Below are 16,542 nucleotides of genomic sequence, written 5' to 3'. Positions count from 1 at the left end.
GGGAGGCCGCTGATGGCGAGCGGCTACATTGCCGGCCTCTCCTTCGGCCAACGACAAATCCGTATGGCGGAGCTGTTGCGGCCGGGGCGCACCCTGTTCGCTATGCCGCTTCTGGCGCGGCTATCGGGTAACGTCGACGAGCCCGCCCTGCGCGCCGCGCTCGCCGCGCTGATCCGCCGCCATGACGGCCTGCGCGCCAGCTTCCCGCTGGTGGACGGGGTGCCGGTGCAGGCGGTAGCCGATGAGATCGACGCTCCCCTGTCCGTCATCGAAACCGGGCTGCCCTTCGCCGGCCCGGCCTTCGCGGCGATGGTGGCCGCGCGGGCGCAAGCGCTGGTGGACGCGCCTTTCGACCTCTCGACGGGGCCCCTCGCCCGCTTCCTGCTGCTGCGGGCCGGCGAGGACGGGGCGGCGCTGGTGGCGGTGTTCCATCACATCGTCTGCGACGGCGCCTCGCTCGACCTATTCCTCGCCGAGCTGAAGGCGGGCTATGACGACGCGCTGGGCGCCGGCACCGGGCCACGCCCGGACCTGACGCTGCAATTCCCCGATTTCGCCGATTGGGAGCAGGAGAGCTTCGGGGCCGGCGGGCCGGAACCGGAAGCCGCCCTGACGGCGTGGCGCGCGGCGCTGCACGGCGCCCCGGCGCGGCTCGATCTGCCCTATGACCGGCGGCCGGGCAACCTGCCGGAAGCCCGCTCGGCCCAGGCCGAGTTGCATGTGCCGGGCGATGTCGGCGCCCGCCTCGCGGCACTGGCCCGCAGCGAGGGCACGAGCGAGTTCAGCCTTTACCTCGCTCTCATGTTCGCGGTGCTGCGGCGCTGGAGCGGGCTGGAGGATATCGTCGTCACCCTTCCCGCCTCGCGCCGCGACCGGCCCGAATTCACCGGGATGATCGGGCTGCTGGTGGACACGCTGCCGATCCGCGCGCTTCTGGCGGCCGATACACGCTTTCCCGCGCTCGTTGCGCAGGTGCGCGATGCGTTGCGCGCCGCCATGGCGCATCGCGACCTGCCCTTCGAGCGCATCGTCGAGGCGAGCAGCGTCGAGCGGCGCGGCGAGGCGGCGCCCTTCCTGCAGGTGCTGTTCGGCGCGGCGGAGACGCCTTCCGCCCCGCTCGTCGCCGGCGACGGCACCGTCTTCGAGCGTCTGCCCGAGCAGCTGGAACAGGAAGCGAAGGCGGATCTCTCGGTGGTCTACGCCACCCGTGAGGACGGCCTGCGCCTGTGGTGCCGCTACGATTCCAGCCTGTTCGAGGCCGAAACCATTGAGGCCGTGCTCTCCGCCTTTGGTCGCCTCGCGCAGGCGCTGGCGGACGAGCCCGACCAGGCGGTACTGGAGGTTCCGCTGCTGACGCCGGCGGATGGCGCGGCGCTGGTGGCGCGCTTCAACCCCACCGCCCTCGCCTATGAGCGCGAGGCAAGCGCCATCGACCTGTTCTTCCGCGCCGCCGAGCGTCATCCCCACGCGCCGGCCATCGAGGAGAACGGCATCACGCTGGGCTATGGCACGCTCGCCGCGCGGGTGCGCCGGCTGGCGACCGTCCTTGCCGCGCGCGGCCTGGCTGCCGGCGACGTTGCCATTCTCGCACTGCCGGTGTCGGCCGCCCTCATCGAGGCGCAACTGGCGGTGCTGACGCTCGGCGCCGCCCATGCGCCGGTCGACCCGAGCTTTCCCGCCGAGCAGCGTGACCAGCGTGCGCGCAGCGCCGGCGCGCGGCATGCCGTGGTGCTGGATCCCGCGCTCGCCACGTCCGGCTGCGCCACGCTCGACTGGGCGCAACTCGTGGCCGAGGCGGAAACGGCCGCGCCGCACCCGGGCTGCGAGGTAAGCGCGCAGAGCCCGGCCTATGTGATGTTCACCTCCGGCTCCACCGGCACGCCCAAGGGCGTGTGCGTGCCGCACCGTGCCATCGTGCGGCTGGCACGGGCGCGCGGGCTGGCGGCGCCGGGGCTGCGGGCCGCCGTCTATTCCAACCCCGCCTTCGATGCCTCGACGCTGGAAATCTGGCTGCCGCTGCTCAATGGCGGCACGCTGCTGCCGGTGGACCGCACCGTGGTGATGGACCCGCGCGCGCTCCGCCTGTTTCTGGCTGAGGCGCGGGTGTCGCTGCTCTGGGTCACGGCCGGCCTGTTCCAGCAGATCGCCGCGCTGGACCCCGCTGCCTTTGCCGGCACGCGCGTGGTCATTACCGGCGGAGACGTGGTCAACCCGGTGGCGGCGCGGGCGGTGCTGGCGGCGGGCCGCGACCAGGGGCTGGCGCTGCTCAACGGCTATGGCCCCACCGAGAACACCACCTTCAGCACACTGTTCGACATGGCCGGCCTGCGCGAGGACGAGCTGAGCATCCCCATCGGCGCGCCCATCTCCAACAGCACCGCCTATGTGCTGGACCCCGCCGGCCGGCCGCTGCCGCCGGGTCTGGTGGGTGAGATCTGGCTGGGCGGTGACGGCATCGCGCTCGGCTATGCCGGCGACGCAGCGCTGACCGCCGAGCGCTTCCGCCCCGACCCCTTCGCCGGGGCGCAAGGGGCGTGCATGTACCGCACCGGCGATCTCGGGCGTTGGAGGGCGGATGGCAATATCGTCTTCCTCGGCCGCGCCGACCGGCAGGTGAAGGTTCGCGGCTTCCGCATCGAGCTGGGCGAGATCGAGGCGGTACTGGCGCAGCATCCGGCGGTCGGCGGCGCGGCGGTGCTCGCCCCCCGCCGAGCGAGCGGCGAGCGCGACCTCCTCGCCTATGTAACGCCAAGGCCGGGCCAGCCGCTCACCCCGGAGGAACTGCGCACCCATCTGGAGGCCCGCCTGCCCCGGCAGATGCTGCCGCACGCCTTCCTCGTGCTCGACCAGCTGCCGCTGAATGCCAATGGCAAGGTCGATGCCCGCGCGCTGCCGCCGGTGGAACTGGCCGACACCCCGACGGAACCGCCGCTGGAACCGCGCACGCCCGAGGAGCGGATTCTGGCGCGGATCTGGGGCGATCTGCTCGGCAGCGCCGGCCGCTCGCAGGTCGGGATACAGGACAATTTCTTCCATGTCGGCGGCGATTCCATCCTCACCATCCGGCTGGTGGCGCGGGCTTTTGAAGCCGGGCTCGATATCGAGCTGAAGGACGTTTTCGAACAGCCGACCATCGAGGGCCTCGCCGCCATCGCGCTTCGCCGGAGGCGGGCGGTGCAGGTGCAGGCCCACGGCGCCCGCCATGGAGCGGAACTCATCGCCGCCGCCTGCGACCCCCGCAATCCCTGCCGCTTCGTCAGCGTCACCATGGGAACGAAGATTCCGGCCGCAAAGGTCTCGGCGGTGGATCTCGGCTACGCCATCCAGCGTCTCGCCGAGCGGCACGATGCGCTGCGCCTCGTCCGGGTGGAGGATGCCAGCGGGCGGTCGCTGGCCGTCTCGGATTTCCTCCCAACAGTGCCCGTGCGCTTTGTCGACGTTCCCGCCGGGACCCTCGACGACCTCGACCGCTGGATCGCCGACCACAGCGCCCGGCTGGCGCGCGGCATCGACCTGGCGGCCGGCGTGACCATCGCGGCCACGCTGGTGAAGCAGGAGGCCCCCGCCGGGAGCAACCACACCGTGGTGCTGGCGCTGCATGAGGCGGTGGCCGACGACCGCGCCTTGCTGCTGCTCGCCACCGAGCTGGAGGCGGCGCTGGCCGCAGGCCCCGACAGCGCCCGCCAGCCCGCGCCGGCGCTGAGCTTTTCGCACTGGCTGGGCTGGCTCGCCGGCCATGCCGCCAGCCCGCTGGTGCGCGAGGCGGCGATGGCTTGCGAGGCGGCGCAAACCCTGACCCCGCCCGACTCGTTCACCGCCACGGCCCCGACTTTTGCCGGGGCGCAGCTGCTGCTGGGCGCCGCCACCTCGCGCCAGCTGCTGGAGGACCTGCCGGGGCGGCTCGGGGTCTCGCTACTGGACGCGCTTCTGGTCGCGCTCGGCGAGGCGCTGGGCGGCGCACCCGCTATCGAACTGCTGGATGGCCGCCGCACCCTGCCCGCCGGGGCGCCGGGAGCCGCCGGTCTGGTCGCCAATCTCGATACGCTGCTGCCGCTGCAGGCCTGCGCACCGGGCACCAGCGCGGAAAGACACGCGGGAGACCGCCCGCTCGGCCTGCGGCTGCGCGAGACCAAGATGGCCCGCCAGCGCGCCGAGCCGCTCGGCCTCGCCTTCAGCGCCGTGCGCTCGGCCTTTCGCCTTGCCCCGCCGACAGTCAGCCTCGCTTTGCTGCCGGCCGAGGGGCAGGATCCAACGATCCGCCTGCACCCGCACACGTCGAACGTCTCCGCCACCGTGCGCGCCAGCCTGACGGCGCGGGTGACGGGCGGGCGGCTCGCGCTCGACTGGTCCGAGGCCTCGCCCGGCCCGGTGGCGACGGCGCGGCTGGACGCGATCACGCACACGCTGCACGCCATCGCGCACTGGGCGCAGGAACAGGCGGCGCCGCTGCTCACACCCGGCGACTTCCCGCTCGCCGGCCTCGATGCGGCGACGCTGGACAAACTGGCCGGACCAATTGCCGATGTCGAGGACATCTACCCGCTCTCGCCGATGCAGGAAGCGATGCTTTTGCACTCGCTGAGCCGTCAGGGGTCGGCAGTGAATTTCGAGCAGAGCTGCATGCGCTTCAGCGGCGCGCTCGACAGTGCCGCCCTGCGCAAGGCGTGGGCGCTGGTGTTCGAGCGCCACCCGGTGCTGCGCACTGTGTTTCGCTGGCGCGGGCTGCAACGACCGCTGCAGCTGGTTCGCCGAAATGCCCGAGCGCCGGTGGAGCTGGAAACCTGGCAGGGCTTCAGCGCCGAGCGGCTGGAACAGCGGCTGGCACAGGACCGGGCGGAGGGCTTCGACCTCGAAGCCGGCCCGCTCGCCCGACTGATCCTCATCCGGGTGAGCGCGAGCGAGGCCTATCTCATCGCCAGCTTCCACCACATGCTGGCGGATGGCTGGTGCCTTGCCCAGCTGGAGCGGGAAGCGCGCGCGGCCTATGAGGCGTTCCGGCGCGGCGTTCCACCGGCACTGCCACCACCCGCCCGCTTTCGCGATTTCATCGCCTGGACCTCGACGCTTGAGCGTGCCGCCCTGCGCGCCGCGTTCGTCCCGCTTCTCGCCGGCGCACCTGCACAGCCGGCGCTGCATGCGGCGGGAAACGGCGCGGCGGCCTATGTCACCGCCCGTCGCCAGCTCTCCGTCGCGCAGAGCAAGGCGCTGAGCGACCTCTCGCGCCGGCGCGGCCTCACCATCGCGGCGCTGGCGCATCTGGCCTGGGGGCTATGGACGGCGGCGCGGCGCGGCGTCGACGACACCGTGTTCTGCACCACCGTTTCTGGTAGGCCGCCACAGGTGCCCGGCATCGAGCAGATGGTCGGGCTGTTCATCAACAACCTTCCGGTGCGCCTGCGCTTCACGCAAGCCAGCCCGCTGCTCGCCCTCGCGCAGGAGATGCAGCGCCAGATCGCCGCCCTGCAGTCTCAGGCGCAGCTGTCGCTGATGGAGGTGGCGGAGGCTGCGGGGGTCGGCGACCGCGCCTCCGCCCTGTTCGACACGCTGCTGGTGGTGGAAAACATGCCGGCAGGCTCGGACGCCTGGGCCGGCGCCGGCGGGCTGCGGGTGGAAAGCGTGCACAACGCGCTGAAATCCGCCTACAGCCTCACCGGCGTCGTCGTGCCCGGCGAGCGCATCGGCCTATCGCTCGTGCTGCCGGACCTCGACGGCACCGCGACCGCAATGACCGAGGCGATGATCGCCGAATTCGCCGCCGTCCTCGCCGCCCTGCCCGGCGCCATCGAAGGCACCGTTGACGCCGTGCCGCTCCCCGACGCCGCCCCGGTTGCCCGCGCGGTGGGCGCAGAGGCGAGGAGTGCGGAGGCCGAGAGTGCGGGGATTGAGAGGCAAGCGCCCGCGCCCGTTCACGCCAATGCCACGGAGGCGGCAACGCTCGACGTGCTCTCGGCCATCCTCGGCCGCCGGCTCGGCCTCACGGAAGACGTGCTGGACGCCGGGCTAACCTCGCTTGGCCTTGCAACCGTGGCCGCCCGCCTGTCCGAGCGCCTGCGCCGGCCCGTGCCGGTCACGGCGCTGATCGAGCACCGCAGCGCTGCCGCGCTGGCCCGGGCTCTCGCACGGTCCAACCGCTCGGAGCCGGTATGGAACGCGGTGGTGCCGCTCACCGGCGGGGATGGCGAGCCCTTTATCTGCGTCCATCCCATTGCCGGGGATGTCAGCGCCTTTCTCGAACTCGCCCGCGCCTTTCCCGTCGGGACGCCCTTCTGGGCCTTGCAGGCACCGGGGCTGGAGCCGGGGCAGGAAGCGCCCGGCAGCGTGGCGGCGCTGGCATCGGCGAATCTCGCCGCGCTGGCCCGCCGGGGCCTGCCGGCCCCGCGCCACCTCGGCGGCTATTCCTTCGGCGGCGTCGTCGCCTATGAAATGGCGTGCCAGCTCTGCGCGCGCGGCACCCCGCCCGAGCGGCTCGTCATCATCGACACCCCCGCCCCGCTGGGCAGCCATTCGGTACTGCCGCCGGACCCGGAGCGCGCGCAGGCGCAATGGCTGCTGCGGATGGCCGATGTGCGCGCCCGCCACCACGGCGCCCCGCTCGATCTCGGCGTGGACGACCTGTTGCCGCTCGACGAGGAGGCTCGCTTTGCCCTTGCCCGGACGCGGATGCGCGAGGCTGGGCTGATCGCGCCCGAGGCCGACATCGCCTGGCTGCGCCGCGCCTATGGCGCCAGCCGCGCCCTCTATGAGGCGTTCCTCGCCTATGCCCCCGCATCGAGCGCGCCGCGTGACCTGCCGCTATGTCTGGTGCGCGCCGCCAGCCTCCACCAGGGCGACCTCAGCGAGGCCGACCGCGCAATCCTCACCATGCCGGATATGGGCTGGTCGCGCCTCAATGATCGCCTCCTCGGCGTTGAAAGGGTCACGGGCGACCATGTGTCGATGCTCTCGGGCGAGGGGGCGACGCGCACGGCGGCGGCTATCGCCGCTTTTCTCGACGTGCCTTGCCCGGCGTGCAGGTAGGATGACGCCATGGGTGCCCCCCCGATTCGCACGCGACAGACCAAGCAACATGGCCCCCGCCATGCGCGCTTCTCTGTCGCCGTACCGCCCGGAAGGCTCCGCTCCCTACCGCTGGGGCGGCTCTGCTGCATTGTCGCCCCGCTGCTGCTCGCGGGCTGCATGGTGGGGCCTAATTTCCGGGCCCCATCGGCACCCGCGGTAAGCGGATACACGGTCGAAACCCGGCTGCGGCCGGCGATGGCGACCGATATTGTCGGCGGCGCGCCGCAGAACTTTGTCGACACCCTCGATGTCGGCGGGCAATGGTGGCGGGAGTTCAACGCGCCACAGATCAATGCCTTCGTCGAGGAGGCGGTGCGCAATCATCCCGATGTGCGGGCCGCGCAATATGCCCTTCGCGCGGCACGGGAGACCGCGCTGCAGGTGCGAGGCCAGTGGGTGCCGCAGGTGAGCGGCAATGTGTCGGCGACGCGCGAGCAGATCACCGCCGCCTCCGGCGGGACGACCGGCAAACCGACGCTCTACAATCTCTACGAGACGACGGTGAACGTCTCCTACACGCTGGACGTGTTCGGCGGCATTCGCCGGCAGGTGGAATCGGCCGAGGCGCAGGCGCAGTACCAGCGCTTCGAGATGGAGGCGACCTATCTCGCCCTCACCGCCAATGTGGTGACGTCCGCCGTCACGGATGCCTCCCTGCGGGCGCAGATCGCCGCCACGCAGGCGATTGTCACGGCGGAAACCGACCAGTTGCGCCGCGTCCAGCGCCAGTTCGAGGTGGGCGCGGTCTCGCAGGTCGACGTGCTGGCGCAGCAGGCGACACTGGCGCAGACCCAGGCCACACTGCCGCCGCTGCAGAAGCAACTGGCCCAGGGCCGCAACCAGCTCATGGCCTATCTCGGCCGCCTGCCCAGCGAGGATCGCGGCGAGAGCGTCGATCTCCGGAGCCTGCGCCTGCCGCGCACGCTGCCGGTGAGCCTGCCCGGGCAGCTGGTGCGCCAGCGGCCCGACATCCGCCTGGCCGAGGCGACCCTGCACCAGGCGGCGGCGACGGTGGGCGTCAACACGGCGAACCTGCTGCCGCAGTTCACCCTCACCCCCTCGGTGAGTTCCCAGGCCCTCACCGTCGGTCAGCTGTTCACGCCGCAAGGTCTCGCCTGGACCGCTGCCGCCAGCATCGCGCAGACGCTGATGGACGGCGCCCAGCTCTACCGCACCAAGGAAGCCAGCGTCGCCGCCTTCGAGCAGGACTATGCGCTCTACCAGAGCACGGTCCTCACCGCTTTCCAGAATGTCGCGGATGCGCTGCGGGCGGTGCAGTACGACGCCGCGACCCTGCGCGCCCAGGCGCTGGCGGAACAATCCGCGCTCGACAGCCTGAAGATGGCGCAGGAACAGTTCAAGGTCGGCGCCATCGGCTACGCCATCGTCATCGACGCGCAGCAGACCTACCAGAACGCCGTCATCGCCCGCATCCAGACCCAGGCCATGCGCTACAACGACACCGTGGCACTGTTCCAGGCGCTGGGCGGCGGCTGGTGGAACCGCATCGACGAAACCAGCGACGCCGCTATCCGCAATGGCGGCTATCTTGAAGGACCGGACGGGCCCGCCCTCGCCGCAACCCGGCCGGGCCTGCCCGATTTGCCGCCCACGCCCGAGCCCGGCACTGCCAAGGAGAAATCCCGGTGAGCAAACCGCGTGTCATCCTGTGGCTGGCGCTCGCCGCCCTTGCCGGCGGGGCCTTCTATGTCGTGAAGGACCGCATGGCCCCAGTGGGCGCCCCGGCGCATGGCGGCGCCCCGGCGCAGACCGTGGCGGCGCAGGCGGCGCAGATGCAGACATGGCAGCCGACCATGGAGCTGGTTGGCGAGCTGAGGGCCTCCGAGGGCGCCGATCTCTCGCTCCAGGTGTCCGGCATCGTCGAGACCCTGTCCTTCGAATCGGGCGACGTGGTGAAGGCCGGCGCGCCGCTGCTGCAGCTGGTCGACGACGATCAGGTCGCCAAGCTCGAATCGCTCAAGGCCACCGCCGAGCTGAATGCCATCATCCTGAAGCGCGACAACGAGCAGCTCAAGATCAAGGCGGTGAGCCAGGCAACCGTCGACACCGACCAGGCCAATCTGAAGAATTCCCAGGCGTTGGTGGCGCAGCAGCAGGCGCTGGTGAGCTATTACGGCCTCAAGGCACCGTTTGCCGGGCGCCTGGGCATTCGCAACGTCGATCTCGGCCAGTATCTGAGCGCCGGCACGGCCATCGTCACCCTTCAGGCGCTCGACCCGCTCTTCGCCGATTTCTTCGTGCCGCAGAAATTCTTCGGGAAGCTGAAGGTGAGCCAGCCGGTCAAGGTGACGGCCGACGCCTATCCCGGCGAGAGCTTCCCCGGCACGGTGAGCGCCATCAATGCGAAGGTGGAGAGCGGCAGCCGCAATGTGAAGGTACGGGCTGTGCTGAAGAACCCGGATGGCAAGCTGGTGCCGGGCATGTTCGCCAAGGTCGCGCTCGACATCGGCGCCGCCGAGACCTTCGTCACCCTTCCCCAGACCGCCATTGTCGCCAATCCCTATGGCTCGACCGTGTTCGTGCTGGAGAAGACCGCCGACGGCAAGGGGCTGGTGGCGCGCGAAACCTTCGTCAAGCTGGGGCAGGCGCGCGGCGACTTCATCGCCGTCGTTTCCGGGCTGAGCGAGGGCGAGACGGTGGTGGTGGCCGGCCAGATCAAGCTGCGCAACGGCACCCCCGCCGTGATCGACAACAGCCACATTCCCAAGGTCGAGCTCGATCCGAAAATGTCGAACTGACAGGGAGCGGACCATGCCCATCACCGATATTTTCGTCCGCCGCCCGGTCCTGTCGCTGGTTGTCAGCGCGTTGATCCTGGTGATCGGCGTGCGTGCCATGTTCGCGCTGCCGATCCTGCAATATCCGGAAATGCAGAACGGCGTGGTGACGGTGACGACCACTTATGCCGGCGCCGATGCCGACATCATCGCCGGCTTCATCACCTCGCCGCTGGAAAACGTCATCGCCCAGGCCAACGGCATCGACTACATGACCTCGTCGAGCCAGACCGGGGTCAGCTCGATCACCGTCAATCTCCGGCTGAACTATAACACCGGCGACGCCCTTACCGAGATCAGCACCAAGGTCAGTTCGGTGCTGAACCAGCTGCCGAACGGCACCCAGCAGCCGATCCTCGCGCTGAAGACCGGCTCCACCATCGACGCCATGTACATCGCCTTCTCCAGCACGGTGCTGGCCGAGAACGAGGTGACGGACTACGTCGCCCGCGTGGTGCAGCCCAAGCTGCAGGCGGTGGCAGGCGTGCAGGTGGCGGAAATCCTCGGCGGCAAGAACTTCGCCCTGCGCGCCTGGCTCGACCCGGACAAGCTGGCCTCGCTCGGCCTCACCGCCACCGATGTGGCGACCGCGCTGGAGACCAATGACTATATCGCTGGCGTCGGCACCACCAAGGGCCGGCTCATCCAGGTGAAGCTCTCCGCCGCCACCAATCTGCATTCGGTGGAGGAGTTCCGCGAGCTCATAATCAAGAATGTCGACGGCGCGGTGATCCGCCTCAAGGACGTGGCGGAGGTCACGCTGGGCAGCGACGACTACGATTCCCGCACCAGCTTCGACGGCAAGTCCGCCGTCTATATCGGCATCCAGGTGGCGCCTTCCGCCAATCTGCTGAATGTCGTCGCCGGCGTGCGGGACATGCTGCCGAACATCTTCGCCGACCTGCCGACCGGGCTTTCCGGCACGGTGCTCTATGACGCCACCGATTACGTCAACACCTCGATCCGGGAAGTGGTCAGCTCGCTGTTCGAGGCGGCGCTGATCGTCACCCTCGTCGTCTTCGTCTTTCTCGGCTCGTGGCGCTCGGTGTTCATCCCCATCGTCGCCATTCCGCTGTCGCTGATCGGCAGCTTCGCGCTGATGCTGGCCTTCGGCTTCTCCATCAACCTCTTGACGCTGCTCGCGCTGGTGCTCGCCATCGGCCTGGTGGTGGACGACGCCATCATCGTGGTGGAAGGGGTGAACCGCCACATGGAGCAGGGCCTCAAGCCGCTGGACGCCGCCATTGCGGCAGCGCGCGAACTGGCGGGGCCGATCATCGCCATGACCGCGGTGCTGATCGCGGTCTATGTGCCGGTGGGCTTCCAGGGCGGGCTCACCGGATCGCTATTCACCGAATTCGCCTTCACCCTGGTGGCGGCGGTGATGGTGTCGGCGGTGATCGCGCTTACCCTGTCGCCGATGAGCTGCGCCTATCTTCTGGCGCCCTACGACCCTTCCGCGCGCACGCTGGAGGCGCGCATGGTCCGCACCATCGACGGCGCCATGAAGGCCGTCACCCGGGTCTACCGCGCCGCGCTGTCCGCCTCGCTGCACCTGCTGCCGCTCACCGTGCTGTTCGGCGCGCTGGTGCTGTCGAGCATCTACTGGCTCTATTCCAACTCGACCTCCCAGCTGGCACCGCCGGAGGATGAGGGGGTGATCCTGACCATGATGACGGCCGCGCCCAACGCCACGCTGGAGCAGCGCGAATTCTACGTGCAGCAAATCTACGACATTCTCGACAAACGGCCGGAAACCGACCTCGTCTTTCAGATCAACATGCCCGGCCAGGTCATCGGCGGTTGGGTGCTCAAGCCCTGGGACCAGCGCAGCGTCTCGGCCCTGGCCCTCGCCCCGCTGATCCAGCAGGATTTCAACAAGATCGCCGGCGTGCGCGTCGCCGCCTTCCAGTTGCCGCCCTTGCCGGGCAGCAGCGGCCTGCCGATCCAGTTCGTGCTGAAATCCAACGACACCTATGAACGGCTCTATGAGGCCTCCCAGAACTTCCTCGCCGAGGCGATGAAGAGCGGCAAGTTCATCTTTCTCGACGGCGACATGAAGATCGACCAGCCGCACGCGGCCATCCATTTCGACCGCGACAAGGTCTCGTCGCTGGGGCTCAACATGAGCGATGTCGGCGCCGCCATGGCCACCATGCTGGGCGGCAACTACGCGAATTATTTCGATCTCGGCGGCAAGTCCTACAAGGTCATTCCCCAGGTGAAGCAGCAGCACCGGCTCAACACCGACCAGTTGCTGAATTATTACATCAAGGCCTCGGACGACACCTCGGTCCCCCTCTCGACCTTCGCCTGGATCGAGATGAAGACCGTCCCGCAGTCGCTGAACCATTTCCAGCAGCTCAATTCCTCGACCATTTCCGGCATCGCCATGCCCGGCGTGTCGGATGGCGAGGCGCTGGCCGAGCTGGAAGCTATCGCCGCCCGCGCGCTGCCCTCGGGCTACAGCTATGACTTCGCCGGTTCCTCGCGCCAGCTGGAGCAGGAATCGAACGGCTTCGTCACCACCTTCGCACTGGCGCTGGTCATCATCTTCCTGGTGCTGGCGGCGCTGTTCAACAGCTTCCGCGATCCGCTTGTCATCCTGGTCTCGGTGCCGATGTCGTTGGCCGGAGCGCTGTTCTTCATCTGGCTCGGCATTGGCGGCGCCACTATCAACATCTACACCCAGGTCGGGCTGGTCACGCTCATGGGGCTGGTGAGCAAGCACGGAATCCTGATGGTGGAAGTGGCCAACACGCTGCGCAAGCAGGGGCTCGCCAAGCGCGAGGCGGTTATCGAGGCCGCCAGCATCCGCCTGCGGCCGATCCTGATGACCACGGCGGCCATGGTGCTGGGCGTCACCCCGCTCATCATCGCCACCGGGGCCGGCGCCAATTCGCGCTACAATATGGGCCTCGTCATCGCCTCCGGCCTGTCCATCGGCACGCTGTTCACCCTGTTCGTGGTGCCCGCCTTCTACCTGCTGCTAAGCCATCGCGACGAGGCCGTGCCGGCGGCTTCGGTGTCGGCGGCACCGGCGGCGTAGCATGACCGGCCCCGGCGTCACCTCCCCGGTCTTTGTGCACGAAACCGGCTTCGCGCGAGAGGCCGCTTTCGCCCTCCACGCCGGCGGTCGCACCCTCTCCTGTGCCATGTCGCTGGTGGCGGCACCGCTGGAAGAGCTGGACGCGGGCGCGCCCGGCTGGCTCGCCCCCGACGAAGCGGCGCTGCTGACCAAGCGGCTCGCGGCGGCCCGTCGCCAATCGCTTCTCGCCGGGCGATGGGCGGCCAAGAACGCCCTCGGTCTTCTCGCGCCCGGGATTGCCGCCCGCGACATGTGCATCCTGCCGGGCTTGTTCGGGCAACCCGTGGCCGCGCTACCGGGCCTGTCCAATCTGCAGGTTACACTGGCTCATGCCGGCGGGGCGGCGCTCGCCGTGGCGCACCCCGAATCCTGCCCCATGGGGGTGGACCTTGAGCGCGCCTTACCCGAGCAGCTTGGCGCACTGCGCGAACAGGCCACGCCGCGCGAGCGGGAAAGGGCGGCCGCTGCCCTGCCCTTTGACGAACCCCAGCGCCTGCTGCTGCTGTGGTGCCTCAAGGAAGCGCTGTCCAAGGTGCTGCGCTGCGGGCTGACCGTGCCTTTCAACCTGCTGGAGGTGGCAAGCCTTGAGCCCCTGCCCGGCGGGGCGCGGGCCCGCTTCGAGAATTTCGCCCAGTATGAGGGCATCGCCTTCGCCGCCGCCCCCTTCGCCCTCGCGGTGGTGCGCCCCCACATGGCGCAATGGCAGGGTGGCGACGGGTTCGCCTCGCCCTTTGTGCTCCACGACTGGCTCGCCTCGCTCGGCCAGACGGAGAGCGCGATCCGATCAGCCTGAAATCAAGCCCGCCGGATTTGTCCTGCGCAGCGCGCAGCCGCTTTGGTCGTGTTCGACGAGCGCGACACTGAGGGCTTCGTCGCTATGCCGATAACAGGCGGTCATTTCCGGGCGGCTGCAAGCTTCGCCGAGTCAGCACACCCTCGGACGCCGCGCTGGCGATGCTGTGCAGCTTGCGGTAGCGTTTGCGCATGGTGCCACGGTGCCTATGCGCAATACGCGGCCTGACGGGGCTGGTCCATCGTCGGGGCGCCGACGCGGTTGCTGGCAACAGCCGATATCTCACTGACCTTGGCTGAGGCGTCGACGGCCGGTGCTGCGCCAATCACCAGTTCGGAATAGCGGATCGCGCCCATGGCCACCGTCTACGCACACTCGCTGCCGGGTCGCCCCCTTGATAACTGGAGACACTCGCCGACCACGCGGCGGCTGTCGGCGCGTTGGCGCGGGAATTCGCGGAGCCTCTGGGATGGGCGGAAGTCCTGCACCTCGCCGGAAGCCTGCATGACATCGGCAAGGTGTCGCCGGAGTTTCAGGGGTACATCGCCGGGCAGCGCCTCTCGGGCGGCGACCACGTCCGCCGGGGCGCGCCTCGCGCTCGACCATTATGGCAAGGGTCCCGGCAGGGCGCTCGGCACGATCCTCGCCGCCATCATCGCCGCCCATCATGCGGGCCTCGCGGATGGCTGTGATCTGAACCGCCGTATGGACTCAGCGCATCGGCTGGTCCCGGCAGAGTGGCAACACCATGCCGGGCCTCTGCCGGAAGCGGCGGAGCTGAGGCCGCGCGTGCCGCCGCCGGCGGGAGGGCCGAAGGGTTTCGCCCTGAGCTTCCTCCTGCGAATGCTGTTTTCCTGCCTCATCGATGCCGACTTCATCGCGACGGAGCGCTTCTATGCGGCCGCGACGGGTGAGACGATCGAGCGAGGCAACCACACCGATCTCGCGGTGCTGCGCGCGCGTCTTTGCGCCATACCTGCATGTCCGCAACGATGCCGTCAGCAAAGGGGGCCGCGACGAGACGCAACGGACGGGCCGTCGCTTAAGCTGCTCAACCCTGCGAGGGCGAAGGGCCTGCGCGCAGTCGCCTGACGTGTCGGCTCAAAGCTCCAGCGCCGCTGCCCCTCGGCGTCGACCTCCCGCCCGCGTGTCCGATGCCGAGATTGCACGTGTTATTCTCCGCACCGAGCGCGGAGGATAACAAATCCCTATTCATGAGTTGCACGGCTGGCGGGTGATGTCGGGCGAATTGACAGCCACGCTACACCCTCGCCGAGGCGGCGTAGAAGGGTTCGCGCGGTTCGTCGGGGATATAACCCTCGTAGAACTTCTTCACATGGGGGAATACGGCGAGGCCGAGTTCGCGGCGCTCGACCTCTTCCGGGCTGCGCGGCTTGCCGAGTATATCGGCGATTTCGGCGAGCACCGCATCGCGGTCGATAGTGGTGAAACGCCCGTCCTGATAGACGATTTCGCCATTGATGAAGACGGCATCGACCGCGCCGGTCTTGGCGCGCTGCACCAGTGCGTCGAGCATCGGAATGTCCGGATCCTGGAACGGGTAGGTCGCCGTCGTCCAGTTGATCAACGCCGCATCAAAAAAGCGGCCGGGGTCGAGCCGACCGATCTCGGCGCCAAAAGCGGTCGTCATGCCGCCGGCTTCCGTCGCCATCTTCACCACCTGCGCACAGGTTGGCACGTCGTCATCGTCCATGCCCGGCGTGCGATGGACACGCAGCGCCAGTCGCAGCTCGGAGAGCATGTCGCGGTCATCGTTAATGCCGGCCTCGTCGAGCCCCAGGCCGACGGTGATGCCCTTGGCCTCCCACACATTCAGCGGGGCGAGGCCTGAGCGCAGCCGGAAGTTCGACGAGCAATTATGGCAGATGCAGGTGCCTGTGTCGGCGACGATGTCGATGTCCTCGCCGTTCAGCCACACGCCATGGCCGAGCGTCATATGGGGGCCGAGGATGCCGAGGTCGTACAGATGGCGCAACGCGGTCTTGCCGGTGCGACGACGGGCATATTCCTTCTGATACGCCGTTTCCAGCAGATGCATGTGCATCGGCACGCCACGCGCTGTTGCCTTCTCGTTCAGAGCCAGCAGGCCGTCATCGGTGCACCAGTGCAGATTGGCAGGGGCGAGCTGGATGCGGGTTAGGGTTTGCCCGACATTCTCATCGCTGAGCTGGTCGAAAAGCCGCATGAAATCGTCGAATGGCAGGGCCTGCGACGTGAGGTGCGCCGCGAGCTTTGTCCCCAGCGGAGCGGGAAGTCTGGCGCAGAAGTCCTGATCGGCCTCATAGACGAGGCGGTTCTGCTCGCGCACGGCGTAGCAATAGGAAGCGCGCATGCCGAGCGTGCGGTAGGCGTTCAGAACCTTCGTTGACGCACCGTGGACCGCCTCGTAGCCGCCCGACATCCAGCCATGGATGTGCTGCACTGTAGTGACCCCGGAGGCGATCATCTCGAAGGCGGAATACAGCGTGTCGAGATAGAGATCGACCTTGCGCGCGGGCATGCGGCCGGCGAACCAGAGTTCGAGCGCGTAGTCCGGCGAGCCGAGTTGCAGCGGAGTTAGCCCAACATGGTGGTGGCTGTTGACGAAACCCGGAAGCATTGCGTGGTTGGGGTAGCTCTTCACCTCTGCCGCGGGCGCCAGCTTCTGCATGGCGTCGGACGCGCCGACGGCCACGATCACGCCGTCTCGGGACAATACGGCGCCGTCCTCGATAACGACGGGAGTGTGGCGATCCTTGATGCCGGTGACGACCCAGCGAGCCTGGACGATCAGTTCAGCCATG

The 16,542-nt window shown here is 68.9% G+C and carries 9 protein-coding genes; 7 read left to right on the top strand and 2 right to left on the bottom strand.

The genetic code is table 11. The features are described from left to right. Nucleotides 1-12: 12 nt before the first annotated feature. The 5 genes from EV667_RS16700 to EV667_RS16680 all read left to right on the top strand — a co-directional run bounded on the left by EV667_RS16700 (nucleotide 13) and on the right by EV667_RS16680 (nucleotide 13,738). Nucleotides 13-7,017 carry a non-ribosomal peptide synthetase gene (locus EV667_RS16700; protein WP_131836483.1) on the top strand — a complete coding sequence of 2,335 codons (7,005 nt, stop codon included), beginning with the start codon at nucleotides 13-15 and terminating at the stop codon, nucleotides 7,015-7,017. A gap of 141 nt (nucleotides 7,018-7,158) precedes the next feature. Next, nucleotides 7,159-8,709: an efflux transporter outer membrane subunit gene (locus EV667_RS16695; protein WP_280960233.1), complete on the top strand. Its 1,551-nt coding sequence runs from the start codon at nucleotides 7,159-7,161 to the stop codon at nucleotides 8,707-8,709. Then, nucleotides 8,706-9,818, top strand: a complete 1,113-nt coding sequence (locus EV667_RS16690; RefSeq protein ID WP_131836482.1) for an efflux RND transporter periplasmic adaptor subunit — start codon at nucleotides 8,706-8,708, stop codon at nucleotides 9,816-9,818. The genes EV667_RS16695 and EV667_RS16690 overlap by 4 nt, the downstream gene beginning before the upstream one ends. Nucleotides 9,819-9,831: 13 nt before the next feature. Further along, on the top strand, nucleotides 9,832-12,906 hold the full coding sequence (locus tag EV667_RS16685; RefSeq protein ID WP_131836481.1) for an efflux RND transporter permease subunit: 3,075 nt from the start codon (nucleotides 9,832-9,834) through the stop codon (nucleotides 12,904-12,906). Nucleotide 12,907: 1 nt separating this feature from the next. Further along, nucleotides 12,908-13,738, top strand: coding sequence for a 4'-phosphopantetheinyl transferase family protein (locus EV667_RS16680; protein ID WP_131836480.1), 831 nt, complete (start codon nucleotides 12,908-12,910; stop codon nucleotides 13,736-13,738). A 206-nt stretch (nucleotides 13,739-13,944) separates the two neighbouring features. Here the strand turns inward: EV667_RS16680 and EV667_RS22610 are convergent, their stop codons facing one another. Then, complete coding sequence (locus EV667_RS22610; protein ID WP_165901636.1) at nucleotides 13,945-14,094, bottom strand: hypothetical protein; 150 nt, start codon at nucleotides 14,092-14,094, stop codon at nucleotides 13,945-13,947. A gap of 84 nt (nucleotides 14,095-14,178) precedes the next feature. Between EV667_RS22610 and EV667_RS23255 the strand changes: the two genes are divergently transcribed. Next, nucleotides 14,179-14,430 carry an HD domain-containing protein gene (locus EV667_RS23255; RefSeq protein WP_165901635.1) on the top strand — a complete coding sequence of 84 codons (252 nt, stop codon included), beginning with the start codon at nucleotides 14,179-14,181 and terminating at the stop codon, nucleotides 14,428-14,430. Between the two features lie 13 nt (nucleotides 14,431-14,443). Then, nucleotides 14,444-14,830 carry an HD domain-containing protein gene (locus EV667_RS22605; protein ID WP_165901634.1) on the top strand — a complete coding sequence of 129 codons (387 nt, stop codon included), beginning with the start codon at nucleotides 14,444-14,446 and terminating at the stop codon, nucleotides 14,828-14,830. Between the two features lie 169 nt (nucleotides 14,831-14,999). Here EV667_RS22605 and EV667_RS16670 read toward each other — a convergent pair whose 3' ends face one another. Continuing rightward, nucleotides 15,000-16,541, bottom strand: a complete 1,542-nt coding sequence (locus EV667_RS16670; protein ID WP_131836479.1) for an amidohydrolase family protein — start codon at nucleotides 16,539-16,541, stop codon at nucleotides 15,000-15,002. Between the last annotated feature and the right edge of the window lies 1 nt (nucleotide 16,542).

The organism is Ancylobacter aquaticus (genome assembly GCF_004339465.1).
In the GTDB taxonomy this organism is placed as follows: Bacteria; Pseudomonadota; Alphaproteobacteria; order Rhizobiales; family Xanthobacteraceae; genus Ancylobacter; species Ancylobacter aquaticus.
Note: the sequence above shows the minus strand (reverse complement) of the source record. Positions and strands in the feature narration are given on the sequence as shown.